Here is a 23,980-nt window from a genome sequence, read left to right as displayed (position 1 = left end):
CGACCGCCGCCTCGGCGCCGCCGTGCTCGCCGCCAGAGACGAGCTGCTCGCCGACCGGATGAGCTGAGCGGACGCCGCGCGACGGTCGAGTCAGTGGTCGCTGAAGCTGCCGATCCCGGCCGGCACGTGGGCGCCGGTGCCCGGGGCCAGCGCGATGGCGGGGCCGACGCACCACGGGTTGCCGTAGAGGTAGAGCGGGCCGTCGGTCTGGTTGTTCAGCACGTGGGCCGTGGTCGGCAGGCCCTGGCAGCCGGTCGGGTTGTTCCGGACGTCCAGCGGCTGGTAGTCGACGGAGAAGATCACCGCCTGCCCGGTGTTGGCCTGGGCGGGCACCGCGGCCAGGCCCAGCAGCGAGGTGGCGGCGAGGAGCAGGGTGAGAGATGTGCGCTTCATGCCCCAGACCGTGGCACAGGGTCACCGTTCGGACGCATACTGACACTTGCCGTGGTTGACGTCCGGTCAATCCCGGGGGTGAATACGGCTGCCGGACGGGTGAACATCGGCGTGGCCGGCGGTTCGCTCCGCCCGGTGTCCCCTAAGGTTCTCCCTGGTGAGACCCGCAGCGCGGCAGACCCGCAACGCGTAGGTAGGGCGGGTGGGACTCGAACCCACGACCCAGGGATTATGAGTCCCCTGCTCTAACCGGCTGAGCTACCGCCCCGACTCACCGCGTCGGAACGACCACCACCGTGGCCCTCCATCGCAGCACAGACGGCCCCGCAGGGCCGCCTCGGGCAGCATATCCGGTCGATCAGCCGTGGTGCGCGCCGGGGGCGCAGCACGGATGCGCTCCCGGGCCCGGTCATGCCGCCGGCAGGCGGCCCCGGCGCCGTAGGCTGCCAGGTGGCGCGCCGCTGCCGCCCGGGTGACACCGGGGTGGCCGGCCGGCGAGGGCCAGGCTGCCGAGGAAGCTGCGGAGGTAGGCATGACGGCCCGTAAGGTGGCGCTCGGTCTGGCGGCCGCGCTGGTCCTCCCGCTCGGCACGGTCGGCTGCGCCACCACGGAGGGCCAGGACGGCGGCAGCGCGCTCTTCCTGACGCCGCCGCCCGGCACCGCCGAGTCCGCCGCCGGACACCTCCCGGGCGGCTCCGGGTGGAGCCGGCACCGCTTCCTGGGCGCCTTCGACAAGCACAAGGGCAAGACCAGGACCGCCGCCCCCACCCCGATCAACGCGCTGGTCGGCGCGGTCTTCACCAACGACGCCTCCGGGGACCACTTCTGCACCGCGAGCGTGGTGGACAGCGCCGGGCAGAACCTGATCGTGACGGCCGCGCACTGCGTCTACGACCCCGGCATCGGCCAGCGCTCGGACCTGGTCTTCGTCCCCGGCTACCGCGGCGGGGACGCCCCGAACGGGGTCTGGCCGCTGGCCGCGATCACCGTGGACCAGAGCTGGGCGGAGGACGGCAACCCGGACATGGACGTCGCCTTCGCCGTGGTGCAGCCGCAGAACGGCCGGCAGGTGCAGCAGGTGCTCGGCGCCAACAAGCTGGGCGTCGACATGGGCTACCAGCTGCCGGTGAAGCTGACCGGCTACCCGAGCAGCGCGGACGTGCCCATCACCTGCGTGAACACCACCTCCCAGCAGAGCCAGACCCAGCTGCGGATCGACTGCCCGGAGTACACCGGCGGCACCAGCGGCAGCCCGTGGGTGACCGACCTCGACCCGAAGACCAGGACCGGCACGGTGGTCGGCGTGATCGGCGGCTACCAGCAGGGCGGGGACACCCCCGACACCTCCTACACCAGCTACTTCGGCGACGCCGTGCAGCGGCTCTACGACCGCGCCACCGGCTGACCGGAGCCCGCGGGACACCGGACCCGCCGCTCGGGGGGGGCACCGGGTCGGCCGGGCCGGGCCGAGCGGCACCGGGCCTGGCGTCGGGGCCGTGCGGCCTGGTAGATCTTGGGGTCGACGTCCGGCGCGACCGTGCTCCGGAGCTGACCGGGAGGTGCGCCTGATGGCCGGACGCGGGCGGTCGCGCGGCGCGCTCGCGCTCACCGTGGCGCTGGCCGGGGCGCTGGGCCCGGTCGGCTGCACCCCGGCACTGTCGGGCGAGCACCCGCCGCCGCTGCAGAACGCCGCCCCCGCCCCGGCGGACACCCACTCCGACCGGGTCGGCGTGCTGCTGCTCGACCAGGGGGCCACCCGCTCCTGCACCGCCAGCGTGGTGGACAGCCCGGGCCACGACCTGCTGGTCACCGCCGCGCACTGCGTCACCGACGCCGGCGGCACCCCGGTGACCGGCCTGGTCTTCGCCCCCGGCTACCGCGACGGCGGCACCCCGCTCGGCGAGTGGACCGTCGACAAGGTGGTGGTCGACCCGCGCTGGAGCGACAACGCCGACCCGGAGTACGACGTGGCCTTCCTCACGGTCGGGCCGGCCGCCGGCCGGCAGATCGAGGACGTGGTCGGCGGCAACCCGATCGGGGTGAACCGCGGCTTCGGCCTGGCGGTGACGATCACCGGCTACCCGTACGACCACGAGGAGCCGATCACCTGCTCCACCACGACCACGGCGCAGAGCTCGACCCAGGAGCGCTTCGACTGCGGCGGCTTCTCGGACGGCACCAGCGGCAGCCCCTGGCTCACCCCGGACGGCTCGGTGGTCGGCGTGATCGGCGGCTACCAGCAGGGCGGGGACACCCCCGACATCTCGTACAGCGTCAGCTTCGACGACCGGGTCTCGTCGCTCTACCGGCAGGCGACCGCCTGAGCCGCGAGCTGCGACGCAACGCGCGGGCGGCAGCGCAACGCGAGAGCGGCAGGGCAACGCAGAGCGCCCTCCGGCGGGGCCGGAGGGCGCTCGGTGCAGCTCCCCCAATTGGACTCGAACCAATAACCTGCCGATTAACAGTCGGCTGCTCTGCCAATTGAGCTATGGGGGATCGCGCGGCCAAGTACCACCAGGCCAGGCCCGGAGAACGGCACTTGAGCTCCCGCAATTGGACTCGAACCAATAACCTGCCGATTAACAGTCGGCTGCTCTGCCAATTGAGCTATGCGGGATTGAGTGGTTTGCGGCACGCGCACTGTCGGGCGCTTGCTGCGGGACATACATTAGCGCATCCAGGGGGGTGGTCCGCCAATCGCTTTCCCGGCGACCGGCCCCCGGGGCGGCTCACCGGCCCCGGCCGTGCGCGGTCACTGCCCCGGTCGGCGCGCCCGGCGAGCCGGGCGTGCTCCGGCCGGGGATGCTGGGGGCACGCGCCGGGCGGTTCGCCGCGGGGCGGGACGGGTAGGGCAACGCGGCAAGCGCCGCGTGATGAGGGTGGAGGCCGAAGATGTGGAAGCTGTCGTTCGTCGTGGGGGCCGCGGCCGGCTACGTCCTGGGGGCCAAGGCCGGCCGGCAGCGCTATGAGCAGATCGCGACCGTCGCGCGGAAGGTCGCCGAGCACCCGATGGTGCAGGACGCCACCCGGCGGGCCAAGGACTCGGCCGGTTCGGCCGCCGGGCGCGCGGTGGACGCGGTCACCGGGAAGGTCGGCGACAAGCTGCCGCCGGCGCTCTCCGAGCACCTCCCGTCCCGCGGCCGGCGCCGGGCCGAGGACGACAGTTGGGGTACGGTGCGCCCCTGAGCCGCGGGCCGGGAAGCCGGTGCGCGGTACCGAGTGGGCAACACTTGCGCCGGGCGGCTGAGCGCGCGGCCCTCGCTGCGGCATGATCTCTACCATGGCCATCGTCGCGGGCATCGACAGCTCGACCCTCCGCACCCGGATCGTCGCGTGTGACGCGGACACCGGAGCCGTGCTGCGCGCGGGCAAGGCCCCGCACCCGGCCTCCGAGGCCTCGCAGGCGCGGGCCACCGAGGCGGACCCGCAGTCCTGGCTGCACTCGCTGGGCGACGCCGCCACCGGCGGGCTGCTGGAGGGGGTGCGGGCGATCGGGGTCTCCGCCCAGCAGCACAGCATGATCGGGCTGGACGCGGGCGGGGTGCTGGTCCGGCCGGCCCTGCTGTGGACCGACCCGCGCTCCTCCGGCGCCGCGGCCGCGCTGGTCGACGCGCTCGGCGGCCCGGCCGCCTGGACCGAGGCGATCGGCGCGGTGCCGGCCGCCACCTACACCATCGCCAAGCTGCGCTGGCTGGCCGAGTTCGAGCCGGCCAACGCGCGCCGGATCGCCGAGGTGCTGCTGCCGCACGACTGGCTGGTCTGGCAGCTGCTCGGCCACCCGCAGCGGCGCACCACCGACCGCGGCGACGCCTCCGGCACCGGGTACTGGTCGCCGATCACCGGCGAGTACCGGCAGGACCTGGTCAAGCTGGCGCTCGGCCACGAACTGCTCCGACTGCCCGAGGTGCTCGGGCCGAACGAGCCGGCCGGGCACACCCCCGAGGGCCTGCTGATCTCGGCCGGCACCGGCGACAACATGGCCGCCGCGCTCGGCCTCGGCCTGGTGCCGGGCGACGCGGTGGTCTCGCTCGGCGCCTTCGGCACCATCTTCGCGGTGCACGACCAGCCGGTGGTCGATCCCAAGGGGACCGTCTCCTCGTTCGCCGACGCCACCGGGCGGCACCTGCCGATGATCGGCACGCTCAACGCCGCCCAGGTGCTGCACTCCACCGCCAACCTGCTCGGCCGGGACCTGGAGGGCCTGAGCGAACTGGCGCTGCGCTCCTCCCCCGGCGCCTACGGCATGGTGCTGCTGCCCTACCTGGAGGGCGAGCGCACGCCCCGGCTGCCGAACGCGGCCGGCACCCTGACCGGGCTGCGGGCCGAGTCGATGACGCCCGAGCACCTGGCCCGGGCCGCCGTGGAGGGCATGCTCTGCAACATCGCCGACGCCCTGGACGCGCTGCGCGCCCGCGGGGTGACGGTCGATCGGGTGGTGCTGCTGGGCCGGGTCGGGCGGCTGGCCGCGGTGCGCGAGATCGCGCCGCTGATCTTCGGCATCCCGGTGGTGATACCGCCGCCCGGCGACCACGCGGCGCGCGGCGCGGCCCGGCAGGCCGCCTGGGCCCTGGCCGGCACGCCCGAACCGCCGCACTGGGAGCTCCCCGACGTGCAGACCCTCGAACCCGACCCGGACCAGCCCTTCGGGGCGGCGGTCCGCCACCAGTACGGCGTGGTCCGCGACCAGACCCACCCCGAGATCGCCTAGCGTGAGCAGCACGGCTTCTCGAGACCGGAGGGTGCTGAGGAATGGCGCTGCACAGCGGCTCTAGCGCGGACCACCGACTGACCGTCAACGCCCTGCTGGGCGAGGCCGATCCGATAGGGGCCATGCGGATGGCGCCGCCCAAGCACCGGCTGCACCACGCGCCGTTGCCGCCGCGGATCGCCTACCAGCTGATCCACGACGAGCTGATGCTGGACGGCAACGCCAAGCTCAACCTGGCCACCTTCGTGACCACGCAGATGGAGCCCGAGGCCGACCGCCTGATGGCCGAGTGCGCCGACAAGAACATGATCGACAAGGACGAGTACCCGCAGACCGCCGAGCTGGAGCGGCGCTGCGTGGCGATCCTGGCCGACCTGTGGCACGCCCCGGACCCGGACCAGGCGGTCGGCTGCTCCACCACCGGGTCCAGCGAGGCCTGCATGCTGGCCGGCCTGGCCCTCAAGCGCCGCTGGATGCGCCGCAACCAGGAACGCTACGCCGCCGGCGCCCGCCCCAACCTGGTGATGGGCGCCAACGTCCAGGTCTGCTGGGAGAAGTTCGCCAACTTCTGGGAGGTGGAGTGCCGGCTCGCGCCGATGGAGGGCGAGCGGTTCCACCTGGACGCCGCCTCGGCGCTGGCGCTCTGCGACGAGAACACCATCGGCGTGGTGGCCGTGCTGGGCTCCACCTTCGACGGGTCCTACGAGCCGGTCGCGGAGATCTGCGCGGCGCTGGACGACGTGCAGCAGCGCACCGGACTGGACATCCCGGTGCACGTCGACGGCGCCTCCGGCGCGATGGTGGCGCCGTTCCTCGACCCCGACCTGGTCTGGGACTTCCGGCTGCCCCGGGTGGCCTCGATCAACACCTCGGGCCACAAGTACGGCCTGGTCTACCCGGGCGTCGGCTGGGCGCTGTGGCGGGACCACGAGGCGCTGCCCGAGGAGCTGGTCTTCAAGGTCAACTACCTGGGCGGCGACATGCCCACCTTCGCGCTCAACTTCTCCCGGCCGGGCGCCGAAGTGGTCGCGCAGTATTACCAGTTCCTGCGGCTGGGCCGCGAGGGCTACCGCGCGGTGCAGCAGTCCTGCCGCCACGTGGCCCGCCACCTGGCCACCGGGATCGCGAGGCTGGGCCCGTTCCGGCTGCTCACCCGGGGCGACCAGCTGCCGGTCTTCGCCTTCACGGTGACCGACGAGGTGACCGCCTTCGACGCCTTCGACGTCTCCCGGCGGCTGCGCGAGCGGGGCTGGCAGGTGCCGGCCTACACCTTCCCGGAGAACCGCACCGACCTGTCGGTGCTGCGGGTGGTCTGCCGCAACGGGTTCACCATCGACCTGGCCGAACTGCTGCTCGCCGACCTGACCCGGCTGCTGCCCGAACTGCAGCGCCAGTCCGGCCCGTTGCAGGACCGCGGGATCGAGCCCGCCAGCGCCTTCCACCACTGAGGCGCAGCCGGCGCCCGCCCCCGCTGGCTGCGGGGGCGGGCGCTAGTCCAGGTAGCCGCGCAGTTGGTCGGCGAAGGCGTGGCCGCGCAGCTTGGTGAGGGTCTTGGCCTCGATCTGGCGGATCCGCTCCCGGGTCACCCCGAAGAGGGCGCCGATCTCCTCCAGGGTCCGCGGGCGGCCGTCCGTGAGCCCGTAGCGCAGCTCGACCACCTTGCGCTCGCGCTCGCCGAGGGTGGCCAGCACCGCGTCCAGGTGCTCGCGCAGCAGCAGGAAGGCGGCGCTCTCCACCGGTGAGGCGGCGTCCGTGTCCTCGATCAGGTCACCGAGCGCCACGTCCTCCTCCTCGCCGATCGGGGCGTGCAGCGAGACCGGCTCCTGGGCCAGCCGCAGCACCTCGCGCACCCGGGCCTCGGTCAGCTCCAGCGCCGACCCCACCTCGGCGGCGGTGGGCGCGCTGCCCTGCTCCTGGAGCATCTTGCGCTGCACCCGCAGCACCCGGTTGATCAGCTCGACCACGTGCACCGGCACCCGGATGGTGCGGGCCTGGTCGGCCAGCGCGCGGCTCATCGCCTGCCGGATCCACCAGGTCGCGTAGGTGGAGAACTTGTAGCCGCGGGTGTAGTCGAACTTCTCGACCGCCCGGATCAGCCCGAGGTTGCCCTCCTGGACCAGGTCCAGCATGGTCAGCCCGCGGCCGACGAAGCGCTTGGCGACCGAGACCACCAGGCGCAGGTTGGCCTCGATCAGCCGGCGCTTGGCGATCCGGCCGAGCACCACCAGCCGGTCCAGCTCGTCGGCCAGCCGGTCGGGCGGCAGGCCGTGCCGGGCGAGGTGCTCCTCGGCGAACAGGCCGGCCTCGACCTGCCGGGCCAGCTCGACCTCCTCGGCCGCGGTGAGCAGGCGGATCCGGCCGATCTCGCGCAGGTACTGGCGGAACAGGTCGGCGGCCGGGCCGGCCGGCTCGTCCAGCAGCACCAGGTCGGGCTCGGCGTCGAGCTCGGCGGGGTCGGGCTCGGCCGCGGCCCGGGCCTCTGCCTCGGCGGGGTCGGGCCCCTCGGCGGGATCGGGCCCGGCGGGATCCGGCTCCTCCAGGTCAGGCCCCTCGGCATCGCGGTCCGCCGCGCGGCGCGGCTCCGGCAGCGTGGCGAAGGGTGCCTCCTGCTCGCCCGCTCTGACGATCTCCAAGCGGCCCACCTCCACGGGCGCGGGCGCCCGGAAAGAAACGGATTGGGACCCCTTCAGTGTGGGGTACGCCACACTCCGCAGCCGAGAGCCGTGCGCTGAGTTTCCGTCAGTGGCGTCGAGCAGCGCCAGGGCCGCGGCACGGACGGGACGGGAGGTCAGAGGGCGGACGCACCGCGCGACTTGAGGTTGGAGTCGTACTGCTGCAGCGCCCACAGCTCCTGCTGCACCGGGGCCAGCCGGTCCGCCTCGGCCCGGCTGCCCAGGCGCTGCAGGTGGGCCCGGACCTCGTCGATCCGGCGCTGCACGGCGGCCCGGCGCAGCTTGACCAGGAACTCACCGGCGTAGATCGCGTCCGGCTTGCGCCGGGTGCGGATCGGCTCGACCGTCAACTCGGTGACCAACGACCGGACCTGGCCGTTCTCGGCGGCCTCCTGGACCAGGTCGAGGTAGTTCGGCACGGCGGTGCCGTACGTGGTACCGCCGGCCTTGCCGACGGCGCGGCGCACGGCGGCGTAGGGCGGGGTGGTGAACTCGTCCTCGCCGTACTGGTCGAAGGCCGGGCTGACCAGTTCCGGGTGCTGCAGGGCGAGCTTGAGCAGCTCGCGCTCGACGAACTGCACCGGGTCCGAGGCGTCGAAGCGGAAGCTCGGGCGCGGCGCGGCGGGGGCCGGCTGCGGCTCGCCGCGGCGCAGCCGGTCGGTGCGGGCGCCGGCCGGGGCCTCGCGCTGCCAGCGGGAGATCTGGCCGATCCGGCGGACCACGAACTGCTCGTCCAGGATGCCCAGCAGGCCGGCCAGCTGGACCGCGTACTCGTGCCGGATCGACGGGTCCTTGATCTTGGCGACGATCGGCGCCGCCTCCTCCAGCGCGGCCGCCCGGCCCTCGGCCGCGTCCACCCGGTGCCGGGCCACCGTGGTGCGCAGCGCGAACTCGAAGAGCGGCACCGGGTTGGCGATCAGCTCGCGCACCGCCTCCTCGCCCTGGGCCAGCCGCAGTTCGCACGGGTCCATGCCGCCGGGGGTGATCGCGATCGAGGTGCGGGCGGCGAACTTCTGGTCGTCCTCGAAGGCGCGCAGCGCGGCCTTCTGGCCGGCCGCGTCGCCGTCGAAGGTGAAGACGGTCTCGCCGCGGTAGGCGGAGGTGTCCATCAGCAGCCGGCGGATGATCTTGATGTGATCCTCGGCGAAGGCGGTGCCACAGGTGGCCACCGCCGTGGTGACGCCGGCGAGGTGACAGGCCATCACGTCGGTGTAGCCCTCGACCACCACGGCCCGCCCGGTCTTGGCGATCTCCTTCTTGGCCAGGTCGATGCCGTAGAGGACGTGCGACTTCTTGTAGATCGGGGTCTCGGGCGTGTTCAGGTACTTGGGCCCGTTGTCGTCCTCGCGCAGCCGGCGGGCGCCGAAGCCGACCACCTCGCCGGCCACGTCGCGGATCGGCCAGACCAGCCGCCCGCGGAAGCGATCGATCAGGCCGCCGCGCTGGCCCTGCGAGGCCAGCCCACCCAGCAGGATCTCCTTGTCGGTGAACCCCTTGCCGCGCAGGTAGCGGACCAGGTGCTCCCAGCCCGCCGGGGCGTAGCCGACCCCGAACCGGGCCGCCGCCTCCGCGTCGAAGCCGCGCTCGGCGAGGAAGCTGCGCCCGATCTCGGCCTCGGGCGAGTCCAGCTGCTCGCGGTACCAGGCGGCGGCCACCTTGTGCGCCTCGACCAGCCGGGTCCGCTCGCCCTGCTGGCCGCGGGAGGAGTAGCCGCCCTCCTCGTAACGGAGCGTGATGTTGGCCTGGGCGGCCATCCGCTCCACGGCCTCGGCGAACGAGAAGTGCTCGATCTTCATCAGGAAGGAGATCGTGTCGCCGCTCTCCTGGCAGCCGAAGCAGTGGAAGAGACCCTTGCTCGGGCTGACGTAGAAGGAGGCGGACTTCTCGTCGTGGAAGGGGCAGACGCCCTTCAGCTGGCCGCCGCCACCATTGGTGAGCTGTACGTAGTCGCCGACCACCACGTCGATGGGCAGTGCGCTGCGCACCGCCTGCACGTCTTCGTCCCTGATCCGCCCGGCCACCGCGCAAGTGTACTTGGGACCGGGCGGTCACCCCCGTCGGTGGCCGCCGTCACGGCCGTCCGGTCAGGCGGGCGTGCAGGGCCAGGGCGGAGGCGTCGGTCAGGCTGGCGATCTGGTCGATCACCGCGCGCAGCGCGCCGCGGTCGTCGGTGGCCTCGGCGTGCTGGGCGGCGAAGACCGGGTCCAGCTCGGCCGGGTCGCCGGCCGCCAGCAGCTCGGCCAGTTCGGCGATCACGATCCGCTGGCGGGCCCGCAGCTGGGCCTGCTCGTCGCGCTGCATCACGTAGCGGACCGCGACCGCCTTGAGCACCGCGCACTCCACCCGGACCTCGTGCGGGACCACCAGCTCGGCCGCGTACCGGGTCAGCCGCCCGGGGCCGTAGCGGGCCCGGGTGGCCTGTTCGGCGGCCAGGCAGAAGCGGCCGATCAGCTGGCTGGTCAGGTCCTTCAGGCCGGCCCGGTCACGCGGCGAGCCGTCGTAGCCGCTCGGCCACCACTCCTGGGCCTGCAGCCGGTCCAGCGCCGCGCCCAACTCCTCCGGCTCGGCGCCGGGCGCGTACCGCTCGGCCACCTTGAACAGTTCGGCGCGCTCGTCCGGGCTGCGCAGCGCGGCCGGGTCGATGTGGCCCGCGTACAGGCCGTCCTCGACGTCGTGGGTGGAGTAGGCCACGTCATCGGACCAGTCCATCACCGTCGCCTCGAAGCACCGGCGGCCCTGCGGGGCGCCCTGCCGCAGCCAGCGGAAGACCGGCAGGTCGTCGCCGTAGACGCCGAACTTGGGAGAGGCCGGGTCGCTCGGGTGGCCGCCGCGGGGCCAGGGGTACTTGGTGGCGGCGTCCAGCGCGGCCCGGGTCAGGTTGAGGCCGACGCTGCGGCCCGGCCAGGGGGCCAGCCGGGCCGGCTCCTCCTCGCGCGGCGCGAAGCGCTTGGGCTCCAGCCGGGTGAGGATGCGCAGCGACTGGGCGTTGCCCTCGAAGCCGCCGCAGGCCTCGGCGGCCTGGTCGAGGGCCTGCTCGCCGGTGTGGCCGAACGGCGGGTGGCCGATGTCGTGGGCCAGGCAGGCGGTCTCCACCAGGTCGGGGTCGCAGCCCAGCGCGGCGCCGAGCTCGCGGCCGACCTGGGCGCATTCGAGCGAGTGGGTGAGCCGGGTGCGGGGGAAGTCGCTGCGCATGGGGGCGACCACCTGGGTGGTGCCGGCCAGTCGGCGCAGTGCGGCGGAGTGCAGCAGCCGGGCGCGGTCGCGCTGGAAGGCGGTGCGGCCGGGGCGCTTGTCGGGTTCGGGGACCCAGCGGGTCTGGGCGTGCTCGTCGTATCGGTCCTCGCTCATCAGCTGCCACCGTACGCCGCCAGGGTGACGAATCGGGGGCAGCGCGCGAGCCCGGCCGAGCCGGCGAAAATGCAGAGAACTCTCTGCAGATATCCCTATGCAGAGAACTCTCTGCAAGATAGAGTCGCCGCCATGAGCAACGAGCAGCCCCCGGAGAACCCCCAGGCTCCCGAGACCTCCGAGACCCCCGCGGCCTCCGTGACCTCCGAGACCCCCGCGACCTCCGCGGCCGAGCCGGCGAGCCGCACCGTCGACCCGCGCAGCCTGCGGGCCCTCGCCCACCCGCTGCGGATGCGGATCCTCGACCTGCTCTCCGACGAGGGCCCGAGCACCTCGGCCAAGCTGGCCGACCGCCTCGGCGAGAACACCGGCACCGTCAGCTGGCACCTGCGCCACCTCGCCGAGCACGGCTACATCGAGGAGGAGGAGGGCCGCGGCACCAGGCGGGAGCGCTGGTGGCGTCGCAAGGACCGCACCCTGGTCCTCAACACCCGGGAGCTGAGCACGGATCCGGAGACGAGCGCCGCCCTGACCGTCTACCGGCACCACTACCTGGACCGGACCTACCAGCGCCTGGCCCGCGCCGTGTCGGTGCCGCCGAGGGGCGACTGGGTGGGCGCCGGGAACATGTCCGACTGGGGCGACGTGCGGCTGACCCCCGACCAACTCCGGGCGCTGGGCGCCGAGATGCTGGAGTTGATCAAGCGCCACGTACCGGCGCCCGGAGCCCCGGTGCCGCCGGAGGCGGAGCCCGTGCTGATCCAGTTCCAGCTGCTGCCGATGCTCGCCCCCGAACACCCCGCCACCCCCGAGGAGTCCCGATGACCGCCGCCCCCGCCCGCCGCTCCCCCACCGACCCCACCGATCTCGCCGACGTTGCCGACCTTGCCGACATCTCCGACCCCACCGACCACACCACCGCCGCCGCGCGCCGCCCCGGCCTGCTGCGCCGCCACCGCGACTTCCGACTGCTCTTCGCCGGCGAGGTGGCCGGCAAGTACGGCTCCTCGGTGACCGGCCTCGCGTTACCCCTGATCGCCGTCACCCGGCTGCACGCGAGCGCCTTCCAGGTCAGCGCGCTGACCGCCGCGAGCTGGCTGCCCTGGCTGCTGATCGGCCTGCCGGTGGGCGCCTGGGTGGACCGGCTGCGCCGCCGCCCGGTGATGCTGGCCGCGGCCGCCACCTCGCTGCTGCTCTACCTGACCGTCCCGGTGGCCGCGGTGCTGGGCCTGCTCGACTACCCGCAGCTGCTGGCCGTCGCGCTGTGCGCCGGCGCCGCCACCGTCTTCTTCCAGACCGCCTACACCGCCTACCTGCCCAGCCTGGTCAGCGCGGCCGACCGCGCCGAAGGCAACGCCAAGCTCCAGGGCAGCGCCTCGGCCGCGCAGATCGTCGGCCTCGGCACCGGCGGCACCCTGGCACAGGCCTTCGGCCCGGTGAACAGCCTGCTGGCGAACACCGCGACCTTCCTGGTCTCGCTGCTCTGCACCTCCTCGATCCGGCAGCGCGAAGCCCGCCCCAAGCCGGCCGCCCGCCGCCGGCACCTGCTCGGCGAGGTGGGCGAGGGGCTGCGCCTGGTGCTCGGGGACCGCTGGCTGCGGCCCTTCCTGCTGTACGGCGCCGCCGCCAACCTGGCGCTGACCGCCTACCAGTCGATCCAGGTGGTCTTCCTGCTGGACCACGTCCACCTGCCGGAGAGCGCCCTGGGCACGCTGATCGGCGCGGCCAGCCTCGGCGGGGTGCTCGGCGCGCTGACCGCCCGCCGGCTCGGCGCCGCGATCGGCACCGCCCGCGCCGTGCTGCTCTGCCAACTCGGCCTGCCCAGCCTGGTGTTGCTGATCCCGTTGACCGGCCGCGGCGCGGGCGTGCTCTGCTACCTGATCGGTGGGCTCGCGGTGTCCGGCGGCGTGGTGGCGGGCAACGTGCTGCGCGCCACCTTCACCCAGTCCTACGTCCCGGTCGAACTGCTCGGTCGCACCTCCGCCGCCGGCGCCTTCCTCAACTACGGCCTGATGCCGCTCGGCGCGCTGCTCGGCGGCTCGCTGGCCGGCCGGCTCGGCGTGCTGCCGGCGATGTGGCTGGGCTGCGCCGGGCTGCCGCTCGCGGCCCTGCTGCTCTGGTTCTCCCCGCTGCGCCACCACCGCGACCTGCCGACCGGCTCCATCGTGCGGGCCGCGGCGGCCTGACCCGCCGGCGCACCCGGCTCGCGCAGCAGGAACCCGAGCCCGACCCCCAGCAGCGGCAGCGCCCAGAGCACCGAGAGCACCCCCTGCGGACCGTGGTGCTGCGCGATCAGCCCGAAGAGCGGGGCGGCCAGCCCGCCGACGCTCACCGCCAGCCCCAGGGTGACCCCGGCGGCCGTGCCCGGGCGGTTGGGCAGGTAGTCCTGCCCCAGCTTCACCAGCACCGCGAACGGCACGTTCAGCGCCGCACCGGCCAGCAACGCGAAGAGCAGCGGTGGGTACTGACCCGGCGTCAACCGCATCGCCAGCGCCGTCGGCACGATCAGCGCGGTGCCCAGCCGCACGGTGCGGACCAGCCCGATCCGGTCCGCGATCCGGCCGCCGCCCAGCGTCCCGAGCACCCCGCCGGCCTGGAAGCAGACCAGCGCGGCGCCCCCGACCAGGTGCGAGGCGTGCAGGTGCCGCAGCCAGTAGAGCTCGATGAAGGTGCTCAGCCCGAAGAACACCACCGAGCGGACCACCTCCACCCCGGTCAGCACCGCGAACAGCCGCCACCGGTCGGTGCCGGCCCGCAACGGGCCCACCGCCGCCACCCGGGGCCGGCGGGCGGCCGAGCGCAGCAGCACGAAGGCCATCAGCAGCGCGGGCGGCAGGAAGAGCGCGGTCGCCCCGACGCCCCAGGCCACCAGCGCCGGGGTGGCCAGCACCGGCGCCAGGAAGAACCCGACGCTGCCGCCGGCCGCGAAGATGCTCATCGCCCCGGCACTGTCCCCGGCCGCCTCGCGGGCCGCCTTGCCGGCCGCCGGGTGGAACATCGCCACCCCGAGGCCGGAGAGCAGCACCAGCAGCCAGACCAGCGGATACGGCCGCACCAGCCCGGACAGCCCGACGCCCACCCCGGCCAGCGCCACCCCCGCGGGCGCCAGTCGGCCGAGCGGGAAGCGGTCCACCGCCAGGCCGACGAACGGCTGCGGGATCGCGCTGCCCAGGGTGGCGGCCAGCGTGAGGCCGCTGGCGGCGACGTAGTCGTAGCCGCGGTCGAGCACGAAGTAGGGGACGACGGAGGGCACCAGGCCCTGGTAGAGGTCGTCGACGGCGTGCGCCACGCCCCACAGGCGCATCCGCCGCCACGCGGTACTCGCCGGCTCCCGGCCGGCCGATCGGTCCACTCGGTCCATGCCGTCCAGCCTGACCGCTCGGCCTGGGTGTCGGCTTCCGCTACTCTGCCAAGATATGTCGCCAACCCGCCACGATGACACCGGTCCCACCCGGCAGTCGCTGGCCCACGGCGAGCGGGTCGAGTGGCACTTCCACAGCGTCCACCAGTTGGCCGCCCCCGGCCGGGGCGTGCTGCGGGTCTTCACCCCCGCGGGCAGCTGGGTGGTCCCGCCGCACCGCGCGGTCTGGCTGCCGGCCGGCACCGAGCACGCCCACCAGGCACACGGGCCGAGCGAGTTGCGCTGCCTGACCTTCGCCGCCGAGCTGAACCCACTGGGCCTGCAGCGGCCCGCCGTGCTCGCCGTCTCCCCGCTGCTGCGCGAACTGATCGCCACCCTGACCGGGCCGGGCGCCAGCCGCAGCGCCCTGCTCGAACAGGCCGCGCTGGAGCAGCTGCGCGAGGCGCCCGAACTGCCGCTGGGCCTGCCCACCCCGCGCGACCCGCGGCTGCGCGACCTCGCCGAGCTGCTGCTGGCCGACCCCGCCGACCCGCGCACCCTGGCCCAGCTCGGCACCGCGGTCGGCGCCGCCGAGCGCACCCTGTCCCGGCTGTTCCGCCGCGAGACCGGCCTGAGCTTCCCCCAGTGGCGCGCCCAACTCCGCCTCCACCACGCCCTCGCCCTACTCGCCGACGGCCGCTCGGTCACCGCGGTGGCGGCCGCCGCCGGCTACCGCTCCCCGAGCGCCTTCATCGAGGCCTTCCGCCTCGCCTTCGGCACCACCCCGGGGCGCTACCAACGGGAGCGGGCGGACTGAGGGGCGGGAGGTCCGGCTCCCGTGCAGGTTCTTTCGCCGACCCCCTCACCCGTAGTCCGAATATCAGAAGGTTATGAAGACGGGCCGGCCGCGGCCGACGGAAAATCGATCACAACACCATGCGAGCACATAGCGGGGATACCACGACCCCAAGATGCATAGCACTAACATGCAGACATGACGAAGAGTTACGGTCCAGTTCAGCAAAAGATCATCTCGACTCTAGCCAAAGCACGAACCACTGAGCCATATCCAGTCTGGATGACCTGGAAGGGTCTTGCGACGCGTGTTTACAACCGTGCACGCATCACCTCCAGTGACACATCAAACGTCCGGCGTGCTGCCCGCGACATGCCAGGGATGATCATCTGCTATTACTACAAGGGCACCGATAGACCCGCAGGCGCAAGCCTCAAGCTGTCAGCCGAGGAATCATGGCTGGTCGACCAGCTGACCGCCCTGGCACCCCCACTGGGATGGGCCGTCGACTACAGAAACTACCGGCCACCAACAGCAGGTGAGATCAGAGAGGCATTTGAAAGTGGCTATCGCGCCGACGCAGCCATTAAAGCCGACCTGTCCAAAGTGATTAAATTGGTCAATAATGCCAGCAAATCCACGTACGATCCATCGGAACTGGTCTGGTCGAGACTGGGCCTCGAAACATGCCGAGCACAGAAAAGAAAGCAGGAGCTGAACCGCCTCGGGACAGCAATTCGGCAGCACGCTACAGACCGGGAGCACCGTGAAGCCGAGGCCCGCAAGATCACCGTCGGCCCGTACCGCGTGGACCCCGCCACGGTCGACTCCTGCCCGTGCTGCCACCAGAACCTCGCCGGCGTTGAGCTGGAGCAGCTTTGGGCGGCTATCCCCGGTGCACGGCGTAACTTCTCGACTTCGGTCGATAATGCCAAGAACGCGAGCCCTCCGGCAGCAGTCGGTGCCGGCGTCTGACCTTGTCCACCGGGAAAGTCGGGCGAGTCGACGTCCGAGGCACGCCCAATGGAGCCATGACAGTCGCCCACCGTCACGGAGTTCCATCGTCGACCGGGCGCGGCCGGATCGCTCGGGCCAGCAGACGGATCTCGATCGGATGCAGCGGGCGGACCCGGACCAGGAGTTCGCCGTGCTCGGTGACCAGCCACCCGTCGTCGAGCGGTTCGACGGGCAACCCCGCGCCCTCCAGGGCGGCGGACAGCTCGGCCAGGGCGGCGGCCGCCCGGCGGTGCGGGCGGTTCACGCGATGCGTCCGGCGGTGGGCCGCTGCAGCCAGCACGCGTCGGTCTGCCACTCGACCCCGCCGCGCTCGGGGCGCAGGAAGACGGTGGACCCGAGGTCCTCCATCAGGATGCCGAGCCGCCGGTTGAGCGCGTCGTAGACCAACTCGCGCGGAGCGGCCGGGCGGTAGGGGGTGGCGGGCGGCCGGAGGCCGGTCGGGTCGACGGTCGGGTACGCGGGCCCGAGGCGCTTGCCGATCTCGGGGCGGCCACCACAGTCGGCGGGACAGCGGCACTCGGGGAGGGCGTTGGTGTGCACGGTGGACTGGGGGGAGGTGGGCATGACGGGACTCCTGCGGGATGGACGGGGAGTCGCGGAGCGGGGGATTCACCGGTTCCGGACGCATTCAGTGTCGGGGCGTGATATTCCGGTTACAAGCAGTTGCGCTTGACACTCGCGGGCCGTATTTGGAGGCGATCATGGCCACTCGCAAGCAGGTTCAGTACGGCCCAGCCGGTTCGAACGTCAACGGACCGAGGACCTGGGGCAGCCTGCTCAAGGGACTCCGCGAGGACGCCGGTCTCACTCAGGCCCAGGTTGCGGACAGGGTCACCGCACACCCGTCGACCATCAGCCACCTGGAGAGCGGCCGGGACCAGCCCACCCTTGAGTGGGCGGTCATGCTGGACAGGGCCATCGGGAGTGACGGCCGCCTGGCAACGGCCTATGAGTTGGTGTCGCCGTACCTGTCACTGCCGCATCCCGACTGGGACTTCTTCGAGTACCTCAGGGCCGAGAGCCAGGCGGTCCGGATCCACGACTTCCAGGCCGGCCGGGTCTCAGGACTCCTGCAGACCGAGAACTACATGCGCGCCTTGTTCCGGGCCCACAATCCCTCCGAGACGGCAGAGGAGATCGCCAGACGGACCCAGGAACGGCTCGACCGGCAAGCCCTGCTCGCCAGGAGCGACGCCCCGCTCCTGGTGAGCCTGATCGAGGAGGCCTGCCTCCGGCGGCCCGTGGGTTCCCTCGACATCATGCGGGAGGAGCTCGAACACCTGCTGCGGATGATGGAGCACCCGAGGGTGCTGATCCAGGTCGTGCCGTTCGGCAGCGGCGAGGGAGCGGGCCAGCTGCTGAACAGCATGATCATCCTGGAGATGCCGACCGGACAGCGCCGGATCTACTCGGAGAGCCTTGCCCGGGGGCATTTCCTGGACCCTGGCCTGCACCGCAGGTTCGTGGACCTCTTCGAGCATTGCCGTGCCCTTGCGCTTCCCCAGGCCGAGTCTGCCGCCTTGATCCGACGCCTCAAGCGGGATCTCGGCGCCGCAGAGACCACCATCGAGGCGCCGGGGCCCCTCAGCCCACTGGAGCCGCCACGCCCACCGCACCCGCTCCGCCCCCGGAAGCGCGTCCACCTGCCCCGGGCCCGCCGCCCGGGCCTTGCTCAGTAGTTGTCGATCTCCAGCACCGGGTTGTTGTTGGTGGTGCCGGTCAGGTACACCGTGTGGTTGTCGGGGCCCACGGCCATGCCGTACAGCCAGTCCTCGTTGGAGGAGACCGTGTCGTTCGGCAGGGCGGCTCCGGTGGTGGTGTCGACGGCGAGGACCGAGCCGCCGTTGGTGAAGTCGTTCTCCGTCACGTAGAGGACGCTGCCGTCGGGGCTGACCTGCGGGTCGTCCAGCTGGGCGTTGGCGGAGGTCAGGGTGAAGGTGCCGGTCACCGTGTCGGTGGTGGGGTCGATCACGCCCGCCGTGCTGGTGAGGTTGCCGCTGACCGCGAAGAGCTTGCTGCCGTCCGGGGAGAAGGCCAGGTAGTCGAAGCCGGCGGCGGGGGCGTTCTTGATGGTGCCGACCACCGCGGGTGCGCTGCCGGCCGTGTTGAGGTGGATCACGGTGTTGTCGCCGCTGACGTACAGGTCGTGGCCGTTCGGCCGGAGCGCCAGCCCGTCCAGGTTGGTCGCGGACAGTTGCACGGTGGTGGTGAAGGCCCGCTGCGCGGTGTTGAACTCCAGCACCCGGCCCTGGCCGTACTGGCGGTAGGTCTCGGGGCCGTTCTGGGCGACGTAGACGGTGCTGCCGTCGGAGCTGAGCACCAGGCCCTCGGTGGGGCCCGGGGTCCAGCCGGTGGGGCGGGGCTGGTCGGGCAGCGTGACCGCGGCCAGCAAGGTCAGCGAGGCGGTGTCGACCACGCTGAGCCGCTGCCCGTTGAGCACGTAGAGCCGGGTGCCGTCCGCGCTGAGCGCCGGGTAGCTCCGGCTGGTGTCGGAGGCGCCGAGGCCGAGTTGGCGGGTGACCGTGTCGCCCTGGGTGTCGACGGCCTGGACGGTCACGGTGTTGCTCCCGTCGGTCCCCACCACGTAGGCCGTCGTGCCGTCCGGGCTGACCACCGGCACCGGCGAGTTCACGACCAGGCCGACGGAGCCCGCCGTGCCGGAGACGGGCGCGGCCGCGCCCGCCGTGCCGGCCCCGCCCAGGGTCGCCAGCAGCGCCCCGGCGGCGAGTGCCGCGGTCCCCCAACGAGCGGCAGTCACAAGAGACTTCATGTTCGGTGAACCCCCTCCTGCGCCGCGCGGTGCGGCGCCGCAGGGCACGCTAGTACATCGGTGCGACAGCCGGGTGACCTTCGGGGAACCGGCGGGGGTCAGCCGCGCCCGACGCTGGCCAGCACCGCCGCCGCCATGCCCTGCTGACCGGCCGCGTTCGGGTGCACCGGGGCCCGGCCGGCCGACGGTAGCGGCGGCTCGATCCAGCGGTTGGACTTCCCCGCGCACATGTCGTGTCCGACCGAGGGGGTGTAGGTGTCCACGTAGACCGCGCCGGCCGCCTGGGCCTGTTGCCGCAGCTCGGCGTTGAGGTGCTGCTCCTCGGTGTCCAGGAAGGTCACGTCACCGGGGGCCATCGCCTGGCCGAGGGTGTGGGTGCAGTCGGCCGGGTCGACGGGCAGCAGCGCGGGGTAGCCGACCACGTAGACCTTGGCGGCGGGCGCCCGCCGGCCTACCTCGGCCAGCACCGCCGACAGCCGCTGCCCGACGGTGCCGAGCAGGGCGTCCAGCTTCGAGCTGCCGTCCGGGGCGGTGTAGGCGGCCTGGCAGGGCGCCGCCGAGGCCTTGGCCGGGTCGACCCACTTCTTCATGTCGTTCTTCAGCCCGTCCTCGATGCACTGTTCCAGCACGTTGCTGAACTGCGCGTCGTTGCCGCCGATGCCCACGGTGACCAGCCGGGTGTCCGGCGTGAGGGCGTCCAGCTGCGGCGGGTTGGGGCCGCCGGAGACCTGCTGGGCCGAGGTCAGGTCGGCGGTGGTGGCGCTGGCGCAGGACACGTCGGTGAACCGGTCGGGCGCCAGGTCCAGCCGGGCCGCCACCAGCGAGGGGTAGTTGGCCGTGGACCGGCCGCAGCCCTTGGGGCCGCCGCCGGGCGGGTCGAGCTTCAGGCCGGCGGTGTAGGAGTCGCCGAGGGCCACGTAGGGCCCGCCGGTGGGGCTCGCGGTCACCGGGGTCGGCGCCGGGGAGCTCGGGGCCGCAGCGGACGAGGGTGGCGCAGGGGACGAGGATGCCGCACTCGAAGCCGCAGGACTCGAGGTTGCCGCAGGACTCGGAGCTCCCGCACTCGGCAGCGCCGCCACCCCCGTGGCCGCGTCGTTCCGGGGCGCCGTCGAGCCCCCCTTCGCGTGCGCGCCGCTGCCCGCCGACGAGCAGCCGACCAGCGCCAACAGCGCCGCCAGCCCCGCCGCACCGGTCACCCGGCCGAACCGCACCATCCGTGCGCGCATCCGCCCCACCCCCGCACCACGGTACCGTGCGGCTACTCCGCCCCGCGCTCGTGTTCGGCCAGGAACGCCTCGAACTGCCGGCCCAGCTCCTCGGCCGAGGGCAGTTCGGTGCTCTCGGCCAGCAGGCTCTCCCGGCTCTCGGCCCCGGCCACCGCGTCGTACTGGCCCTCCATGCCGCGGATCGCCGTGCGCAGCTCGTCGTCGCCGCGGGAGAGCTGCTCCTCGATGTCGGCGTAGACCTCGCCGACCCGCTCGCGCAGCGCGTGACCGGGCAGCACCAGGCCGGTGGCGGACTGGACGGCCTCCAGGATCAGCACCGCGGCGGCCGGGTAGGCCGAACGGGCCACGTAGTGCGGCACGTGGACGGCGAAGCCCAGCACGTCGTGGCCGGCCTCGGCGAGCCGGTACTCGACCAGCGCCTGCGCGCTGCCCGGCACCTGCGCCTTCTCGAACCACTGCGGGTAGCCGGCGGCCAGGTCGAGCCGGTTGCCGTGCGGGGTGAGCCCGACCGGGCGGGTGTGCGGCACGCCCATCGGGATGCCGTGGAAGTCCACCGCGAGGCGGACGCCGAGCCGCTCCACCAGCGAGCCGACGGCGGCCGCGAAGCACTCCCACTCCACGTCCGGCTCCGGGCCGGTGAGCACCAGCAGCGGGGTGCCGGTCGCGTCGTGGACCAGCTGGAGCAGGATCTCCGGCGGCTCGTAGGAGACCCAGCTCTCCCGGTCGAAGGTCATGGCGGGGCGACGGGCCCGGTAGTCCACCAGGCGGTCGTGGTCGAAGCGGGCCACCACCTGGGGGCTGCCCTCGGCCAGCAGGTGGGCCATCACCTGGCCGCCGGCCTCGCCGGCGTCCATGAAGCCCTCGAAGTGGTAGAGCAGGACCAGGCCGCTCGCGGCCGTGACGGGCACGTCGCCGGCGACCGCGGCGGTCGCCGTGGAGGTGATGGCGGCGTTCGCAGCCGCCACCGCGGCCATGCCCTGCGGATCAAGCTCGTACAGCGCCTCGGGATCCCGCACCGCGCACCCAACCGTTTCTCGTCGTCGGTCCAAACCTGTCCGGCCGCTCCGGCCCGGCACCACCACCAGCGTGCCGCGACGCACCGACATTCCCGGCTCGCCGGTGTCCGCGGAAAATCTTCTCACCCCAGCCCTTGACAGCGGCTCGGGAGCTCGCCGACCATTCTGACATCGCCGCAGGTCAGCGCAGTGGACCGGGTGGCGGGGGCGAGCTGCGGCAGGCCCGGCCGAGATGCCGGCCGGGGGTGCGGCGGAGTTCGCCGTGACACGCCCGACGGCGACCCGCGTGCCGCGAAGTGACGCACGGGGCCAAGCCGGGTATCGTCCTCTCGCTGCCGCACATCATCGCGCCGTCGCCACGTCGTCTGTCACGCCGTGGGCCACGGCCCGGGCCGTGTGCGGTCAGTCACTCGATTATCACCTTGCCTTCACCTGGCCGCCTGCTTCCCTTCGCGCTCTCCTTCCTTCTTCGGCCATCTCGCGGACGCACACTGTCCCCCCGCACTTCCCCGCCGGACCGGTCCATGGGAACCGTTGACCGCCCCGGCACCGCGCTGCCCGTTCCAGGGCCGCCCCTCCCCTGCCGTACGGCCGAGTTCCGGCGTACCCGGGGAGCGGTGGAACACCCCGGCCGGGGCGACCTGTCCTCTCCCGAACGCCCGTTACCCCGGGCGGGAGGGCCCCTCCGACCGCCGAAGGACCGAAGGTTCCGTGCCAGCACCTGTCATCCTCACCGGCCGCACCGTTCGGCTGGAGCCTCTCACCGAGCAGCACGCCGAAGGGCTGGCCGCGGCCGCCGCCGTGGCCCCGCAGTCGTTCGCCTTCACCGCCGTCCCGCAGGGCCTGGAGGCCGCCCGCGCGTTCATCGCCACCGCGCAGGCCGACCTGGCCGCCGGGCGCTCGCTGGCCTTCGCCACCGTGCGGGCGAGCGACGGCCTGATCGTCGGCTCGACCCGGTTCCTGGAACTGGACTACTGGCAGGGCCCGGTGGTCTGGCCGCCGCTGCCCGCCGGGCCGGTCGGCGACCCGGCCACCGCCGTGCCGGACGCCGCCGAGATCGGCCGCACCTGGCTCTCCCCGCACGCCCAGGGCACCGGGATCAACACCGAGGCCAAGCTGCTGATGCTCCGGCACGCCTTCGAGACCTGGGGGGTGCAGCGGATCTCGCTCCGCGCCGACGCCCGCAACCTGCGCTCGCGGGCCGCGATCGAGCGGCTCGGCGCCACCTCGGAGGGGGTGCGGCGGGCCCACAGCCGGGGCCTGGACGGCGTGGTGCGCAGCACCGCGTTCTACTCGATCCTGGCCGAGGAGTGGCCGGCCGTGCGGGACATCATCGAGCTGCGGATCGCCGCGGCGATCGCGCCGAGCGCGCCGGAGCGGCGGATCGACCGCGGCATGGGCCGCGAACTCGACCAGGAGTGCGTCAGACACGCCGACTCGCTGATCCCCGCCTGAGCGCGGCCGAAGGCGTGCCGGAGCCCGGCCCGAGCAGTGCTCGAGCCGGGCTCCGGCGCATCCCCGTCCGACACGCCCCGCCGGACGAGTCAACGCGCGAGGCGGACTGACCCCCTGCGGGGGATATTTCGCATACTTACGGTCTTGCTGGGCACGACCCCGCCATGACTCCCCTTGATTCCGTGCGGCTGCTCGGCGCCGACCAACAGCACATCGTCACCCGCGCCCAGCTGATCGAACGCGGCGTCCCGTCCGGGACCATCGCCCACCGGCTGCGTCCGGGCGGCCCCTGGCAGAAGGTGCTGCCCCGGGTGATCTGCCTGCAGAGCGGGCGACTGACCGCCCATCAGCGCCTGCGCGCCGCCCTGAGCTACGCCGCCCCCAAGGGCGAGGGGCCGCGCCCGGGCGGCGTGCTGCTGACCGGCCTCGCCGTGCTCGCCGACGCCGGGCTGCCCAGCGCCGGTCACCCGGCCGACCTCGACGTGGTGGACGTGCTGATCCCGGCCGGTCGGCGGGTGGCCAGCCGGGACTTCGTCCGGGTGCACCGGGCCCCCGCCAGAGCCAGCGCCATGCCGTCCGGCTTCGAACGGGACGACGGCCTGTGGAGCGTCGGCATCGCCCGAGCACTGGCCGACGTGGCACCCTTCCTGGGCAGCGGGCGGCACTTCCGCGCGCTGTGCGCGGAGGCGGTGCAGGGCCGGTTCTGCGAGCGGTCCGACCTGCTCGGCCGGCTGCTGGCCGGCCCGACGGCCGCCGCGGGGCTGCCCCGGGTGCAGCAGGTGGCGGACGAGCTGACCTGCGGGATCTACTCGATCGCGGAGGGCGAGGCCCGCGAGCTGTTCCGCCGCGGCGGCCTGCCCGAGCCACTGTGGAACCCGGTGCTGATGCTGGACGGGCGCTATCTGGCGATCCCGGACGCCTTCTGGCCGCAGGCCTGCGTCGCCCTGGAGATCGACTCACGGGCCTGGCACCTGCGCCCGGCCGACTACGAGCGGACCCTGACCCGCGGCAACCGGCTCGCCGCCGCCCGGCTACCGGTGGTCCGGGCCACTCCGCACCAGTTGCGCACCGATGCGGCGACCGTGTTGCGCGAGCTGCGCACGCTCCTGGCCACCGGCCCGCACGGGCCCTACCACCGGCTCACCTGGACCAAGCAGCGCCTGTCGTGACGGTCCGTCGGCCTGGCCGGGCCCGCCCCGGTCAGGCCTCGCCGGCCCGGGCCGCCGCGGGCGGGCCGAC

General features: G+C 73.3%; 21 protein-coding genes, 3 tRNA genes and 1 pseudogene. 12 read left to right on the top strand and 13 right to left on the bottom strand.

The genetic code is table 11. The features are described 5' to 3' along the window. Window positions 1–90: 90 nt before the first annotated feature. Window positions 91–393: a hypothetical protein gene (locus tag ACQRUO_RS30625; RefSeq protein WP_428319367.1), complete on the bottom strand. Its 303-nt coding sequence runs from the start codon at window positions 391–393 to the stop codon at window positions 91–93. Between the two features lie 194 nt (window positions 394–587). Further along, a tRNA-Ile gene (locus tag ACQRUO_RS30620) sits at window positions 588–661 on the bottom strand. A gap of 264 nt (window positions 662–925) precedes the next feature. On the opposite strand from ACQRUO_RS30620, the gene ACQRUO_RS30615 reads away from it, so the two are divergent. Both ACQRUO_RS30615 and ACQRUO_RS30610 read left to right on the top strand, forming a co-directional pair. Then, window positions 926–1,798, top strand: a complete 873-nt coding sequence (locus ACQRUO_RS30615) for a trypsin-like serine peptidase (protein WP_428319366.1) — start codon at window positions 926–928, stop codon at window positions 1,796–1,798. Between the two features lie 163 nt (window positions 1,799–1,961). After that, window positions 1,962–2,717: a trypsin-like serine peptidase gene (locus ACQRUO_RS30610; RefSeq protein ID WP_428319365.1), complete on the top strand. Its 756-nt coding sequence runs from the start codon at window positions 1,962–1,964 to the stop codon at window positions 2,715–2,717. Window positions 2,718–2,816: 99 nt separating this feature from the next. On the opposite strand, the gene ACQRUO_RS30605 is transcribed toward ACQRUO_RS30610, so the two are convergent. Both ACQRUO_RS30605 and ACQRUO_RS30600 read right to left on the bottom strand, forming a co-directional pair. Next, window positions 2,817–2,889: transfer RNA gene (locus ACQRUO_RS30605), tRNA-Asn, on the bottom strand. Between the two features lie 48 nt (window positions 2,890–2,937). Then, a tRNA-Asn gene (locus ACQRUO_RS30600) sits at window positions 2,938–3,010 on the bottom strand. 275 nt (window positions 3,011–3,285) lie between these two features. Here ACQRUO_RS30600 and ACQRUO_RS30595 point away from each other — a divergent pair. The 3 genes from ACQRUO_RS30595 (at window position 3,286) to ACQRUO_RS30585 (ending at window position 6,549) form a co-directional block, all read left to right on the top strand. Beyond that, the gene (locus ACQRUO_RS30595; RefSeq protein WP_428319364.1) at window positions 3,286–3,579 is read left to right on the top strand and encodes a hypothetical protein; all 294 of its coding nucleotides are present in this window, start codon (window positions 3,286–3,288) and stop codon (window positions 3,577–3,579) included. Between the two features lie 94 nt (window positions 3,580–3,673). Further along, window positions 3,674–5,101 (top strand): FGGY family carbohydrate kinase, encoded by a 1,428-nt coding sequence (locus ACQRUO_RS30590; RefSeq protein ID WP_428319363.1) that lies wholly within the window; start codon window positions 3,674–3,676, stop codon window positions 5,099–5,101. 41 nt (window positions 5,102–5,142) lie between these two features. Further along, complete coding sequence (locus ACQRUO_RS30585) at window positions 5,143–6,549, top strand: glutamate decarboxylase (protein WP_428319362.1); 1,407 nt, start codon at window positions 5,143–5,145, stop codon at window positions 6,547–6,549. A gap of 42 nt (window positions 6,550–6,591) precedes the next feature. On the opposite strand, the gene ACQRUO_RS30580 is transcribed toward ACQRUO_RS30585, so the two are convergent. The 3 genes from ACQRUO_RS30580 to ACQRUO_RS30570 all read right to left on the bottom strand — a co-directional run bounded on the left by ACQRUO_RS30580 (window position 6,592) and on the right by ACQRUO_RS30570 (window position 11,121). After that, complete coding sequence (locus ACQRUO_RS30580) at window positions 6,592–7,734, bottom strand: RNA polymerase sigma factor (RefSeq protein WP_428319361.1); 1,143 nt, start codon at window positions 7,732–7,734, stop codon at window positions 6,592–6,594. A gap of 155 nt (window positions 7,735–7,889) precedes the next feature. Next, window positions 7,890–9,794: a DNA primase gene (dnaG, locus tag ACQRUO_RS30575; RefSeq protein ID WP_428319360.1), complete on the bottom strand. Its 1,905-nt coding sequence runs from the start codon at window positions 9,792–9,794 to the stop codon at window positions 7,890–7,892. A 49-nt stretch (window positions 9,795–9,843) separates the two neighbouring features. Further along, on the bottom strand, window positions 9,844–11,121 hold the full coding sequence (locus tag ACQRUO_RS30570) for a deoxyguanosinetriphosphate triphosphohydrolase (RefSeq protein WP_428319359.1): 1,278 nt from the start codon (window positions 11,119–11,121) through the stop codon (window positions 9,844–9,846). Between the two features lie 132 nt (window positions 11,122–11,253). On the opposite strand from ACQRUO_RS30570, the gene ACQRUO_RS30565 reads away from it, so the two are divergent. Next, window positions 11,254–11,946 (top strand): ArsR/SmtB family transcription factor, encoded by a 693-nt coding sequence (locus tag ACQRUO_RS30565; RefSeq protein ID WP_428319358.1) that lies wholly within the window; start codon window positions 11,254–11,256, stop codon window positions 11,944–11,946. After that, window positions 11,943–13,307 (top strand): MFS transporter, encoded by a 1,365-nt coding sequence (locus ACQRUO_RS30560; protein ID WP_428319357.1) that lies wholly within the window; start codon window positions 11,943–11,945, stop codon window positions 13,305–13,307. Before ACQRUO_RS30565 ends, ACQRUO_RS30560 begins: the two co-directional genes overlap by 4 nt. Before the next feature lie 41 nt (window positions 13,308–13,348). Here the strand turns inward: ACQRUO_RS30560 and ACQRUO_RS30555 are convergent. Beyond that, window positions 13,349–14,425: pseudogene (locus tag ACQRUO_RS30555) on the bottom strand (MFS transporter); the annotation flags it as partial. A 112-nt stretch (window positions 14,426–14,537) separates the two neighbouring features. Here ACQRUO_RS30555 and ACQRUO_RS30550 point away from each other — a divergent pair. Further along, on the top strand, window positions 14,538–15,278 hold the full coding sequence (locus tag ACQRUO_RS30550; RefSeq protein WP_428319356.1) for a helix-turn-helix domain-containing protein: 741 nt from the start codon (window positions 14,538–14,540) through the stop codon (window positions 15,276–15,278). Between the two features lie 177 nt (window positions 15,279–15,455). Beyond that, the gene (locus ACQRUO_RS30545) at window positions 15,456–16,232 is read left to right on the top strand and encodes a hypothetical protein (protein WP_428319355.1); all 777 of its coding nucleotides are present in this window, start codon (window positions 15,456–15,458) and stop codon (window positions 16,230–16,232) included. Window positions 16,233–16,305: 73 nt separating this feature from the next. Here ACQRUO_RS30545 and ACQRUO_RS30540 read toward each other — a convergent pair whose 3' ends face one another. Beyond that, a complete protein-coding gene (locus ACQRUO_RS30540; RefSeq protein WP_428319354.1) occupies window positions 16,306–16,518 on the bottom strand; it encodes a hypothetical protein in 213 nt (70 codons plus the stop codon). Continuing rightward, a complete protein-coding gene (locus ACQRUO_RS30535) occupies window positions 16,515–16,838 on the bottom strand; it encodes a hypothetical protein (RefSeq protein ID WP_428319353.1) in 324 nt (107 codons plus the stop codon). Before ACQRUO_RS30535 ends, ACQRUO_RS30540 begins: the two co-directional genes overlap by 4 nt. A 137-nt stretch (window positions 16,839–16,975) precedes the next feature. On the opposite strand from ACQRUO_RS30535, the gene ACQRUO_RS30530 reads away from it, so the two are divergent. Further along, window positions 16,976–17,953 carry a helix-turn-helix domain-containing protein gene (locus ACQRUO_RS30530; protein WP_428319352.1) on the top strand — a complete coding sequence of 326 codons (978 nt, stop codon included), beginning with the start codon at window positions 16,976–16,978 and terminating at the stop codon, window positions 17,951–17,953. On the opposite strand, the gene ACQRUO_RS30525 is transcribed toward ACQRUO_RS30530, so the two are convergent. The 3 genes from ACQRUO_RS30525 to ACQRUO_RS30515 form a co-directional block, all read right to left on the bottom strand. Beyond that, the gene (locus tag ACQRUO_RS30525) at window positions 17,947–19,044 is read right to left on the bottom strand and encodes a hypothetical protein (protein ID WP_428319351.1); all 1,098 of its coding nucleotides are present in this window, start codon (window positions 19,042–19,044) and stop codon (window positions 17,947–17,949) included. The two genes, ACQRUO_RS30530 and ACQRUO_RS30525, sit on opposite strands and share 7 nt — an antisense overlap. 98 nt (window positions 19,045–19,142) lie before the next feature. Further along, the gene (locus ACQRUO_RS30520; RefSeq protein ID WP_428319350.1) at window positions 19,143–19,991 is read right to left on the bottom strand and encodes an SGNH/GDSL hydrolase family protein; all 849 of its coding nucleotides are present in this window, start codon (window positions 19,989–19,991) and stop codon (window positions 19,143–19,145) included. Window positions 19,992–20,302: 311 nt separating this feature from the next. Continuing rightward, complete coding sequence (locus ACQRUO_RS30515) at window positions 20,303–21,286, bottom strand: PAC2 family protein (protein WP_428319349.1); 984 nt, start codon at window positions 21,284–21,286, stop codon at window positions 20,303–20,305. A 711-nt stretch (window positions 21,287–21,997) separates the two neighbouring features. On the opposite strand from ACQRUO_RS30515, the gene ACQRUO_RS30510 reads away from it, so the two are divergent. After that, on the top strand, window positions 21,998–22,741 hold the full coding sequence (locus ACQRUO_RS30510) for a GNAT family N-acetyltransferase (RefSeq protein ID WP_428319348.1): 744 nt from the start codon (window positions 21,998–22,000) through the stop codon (window positions 22,739–22,741). A 164-nt stretch (window positions 22,742–22,905) separates the two neighbouring features. Then, window positions 22,906–23,910, top strand: a complete 1,005-nt coding sequence (locus ACQRUO_RS30505; protein WP_428319347.1) for a hypothetical protein — start codon at window positions 22,906–22,908, stop codon at window positions 23,908–23,910. Window positions 23,911–23,980: the final 70 nt, after the last annotated feature.

Source organism: Kitasatospora sp. LaBMicrA B282, from assembly GCF_050325825.1.
Classification (GTDB): Bacteria; Actinomycetota; Actinomycetes; order Streptomycetales; family Streptomycetaceae; genus Kitasatospora.
Note: the sequence above shows the minus strand (reverse complement) of the source record. Positions and strands in the feature narration are given on the sequence as shown.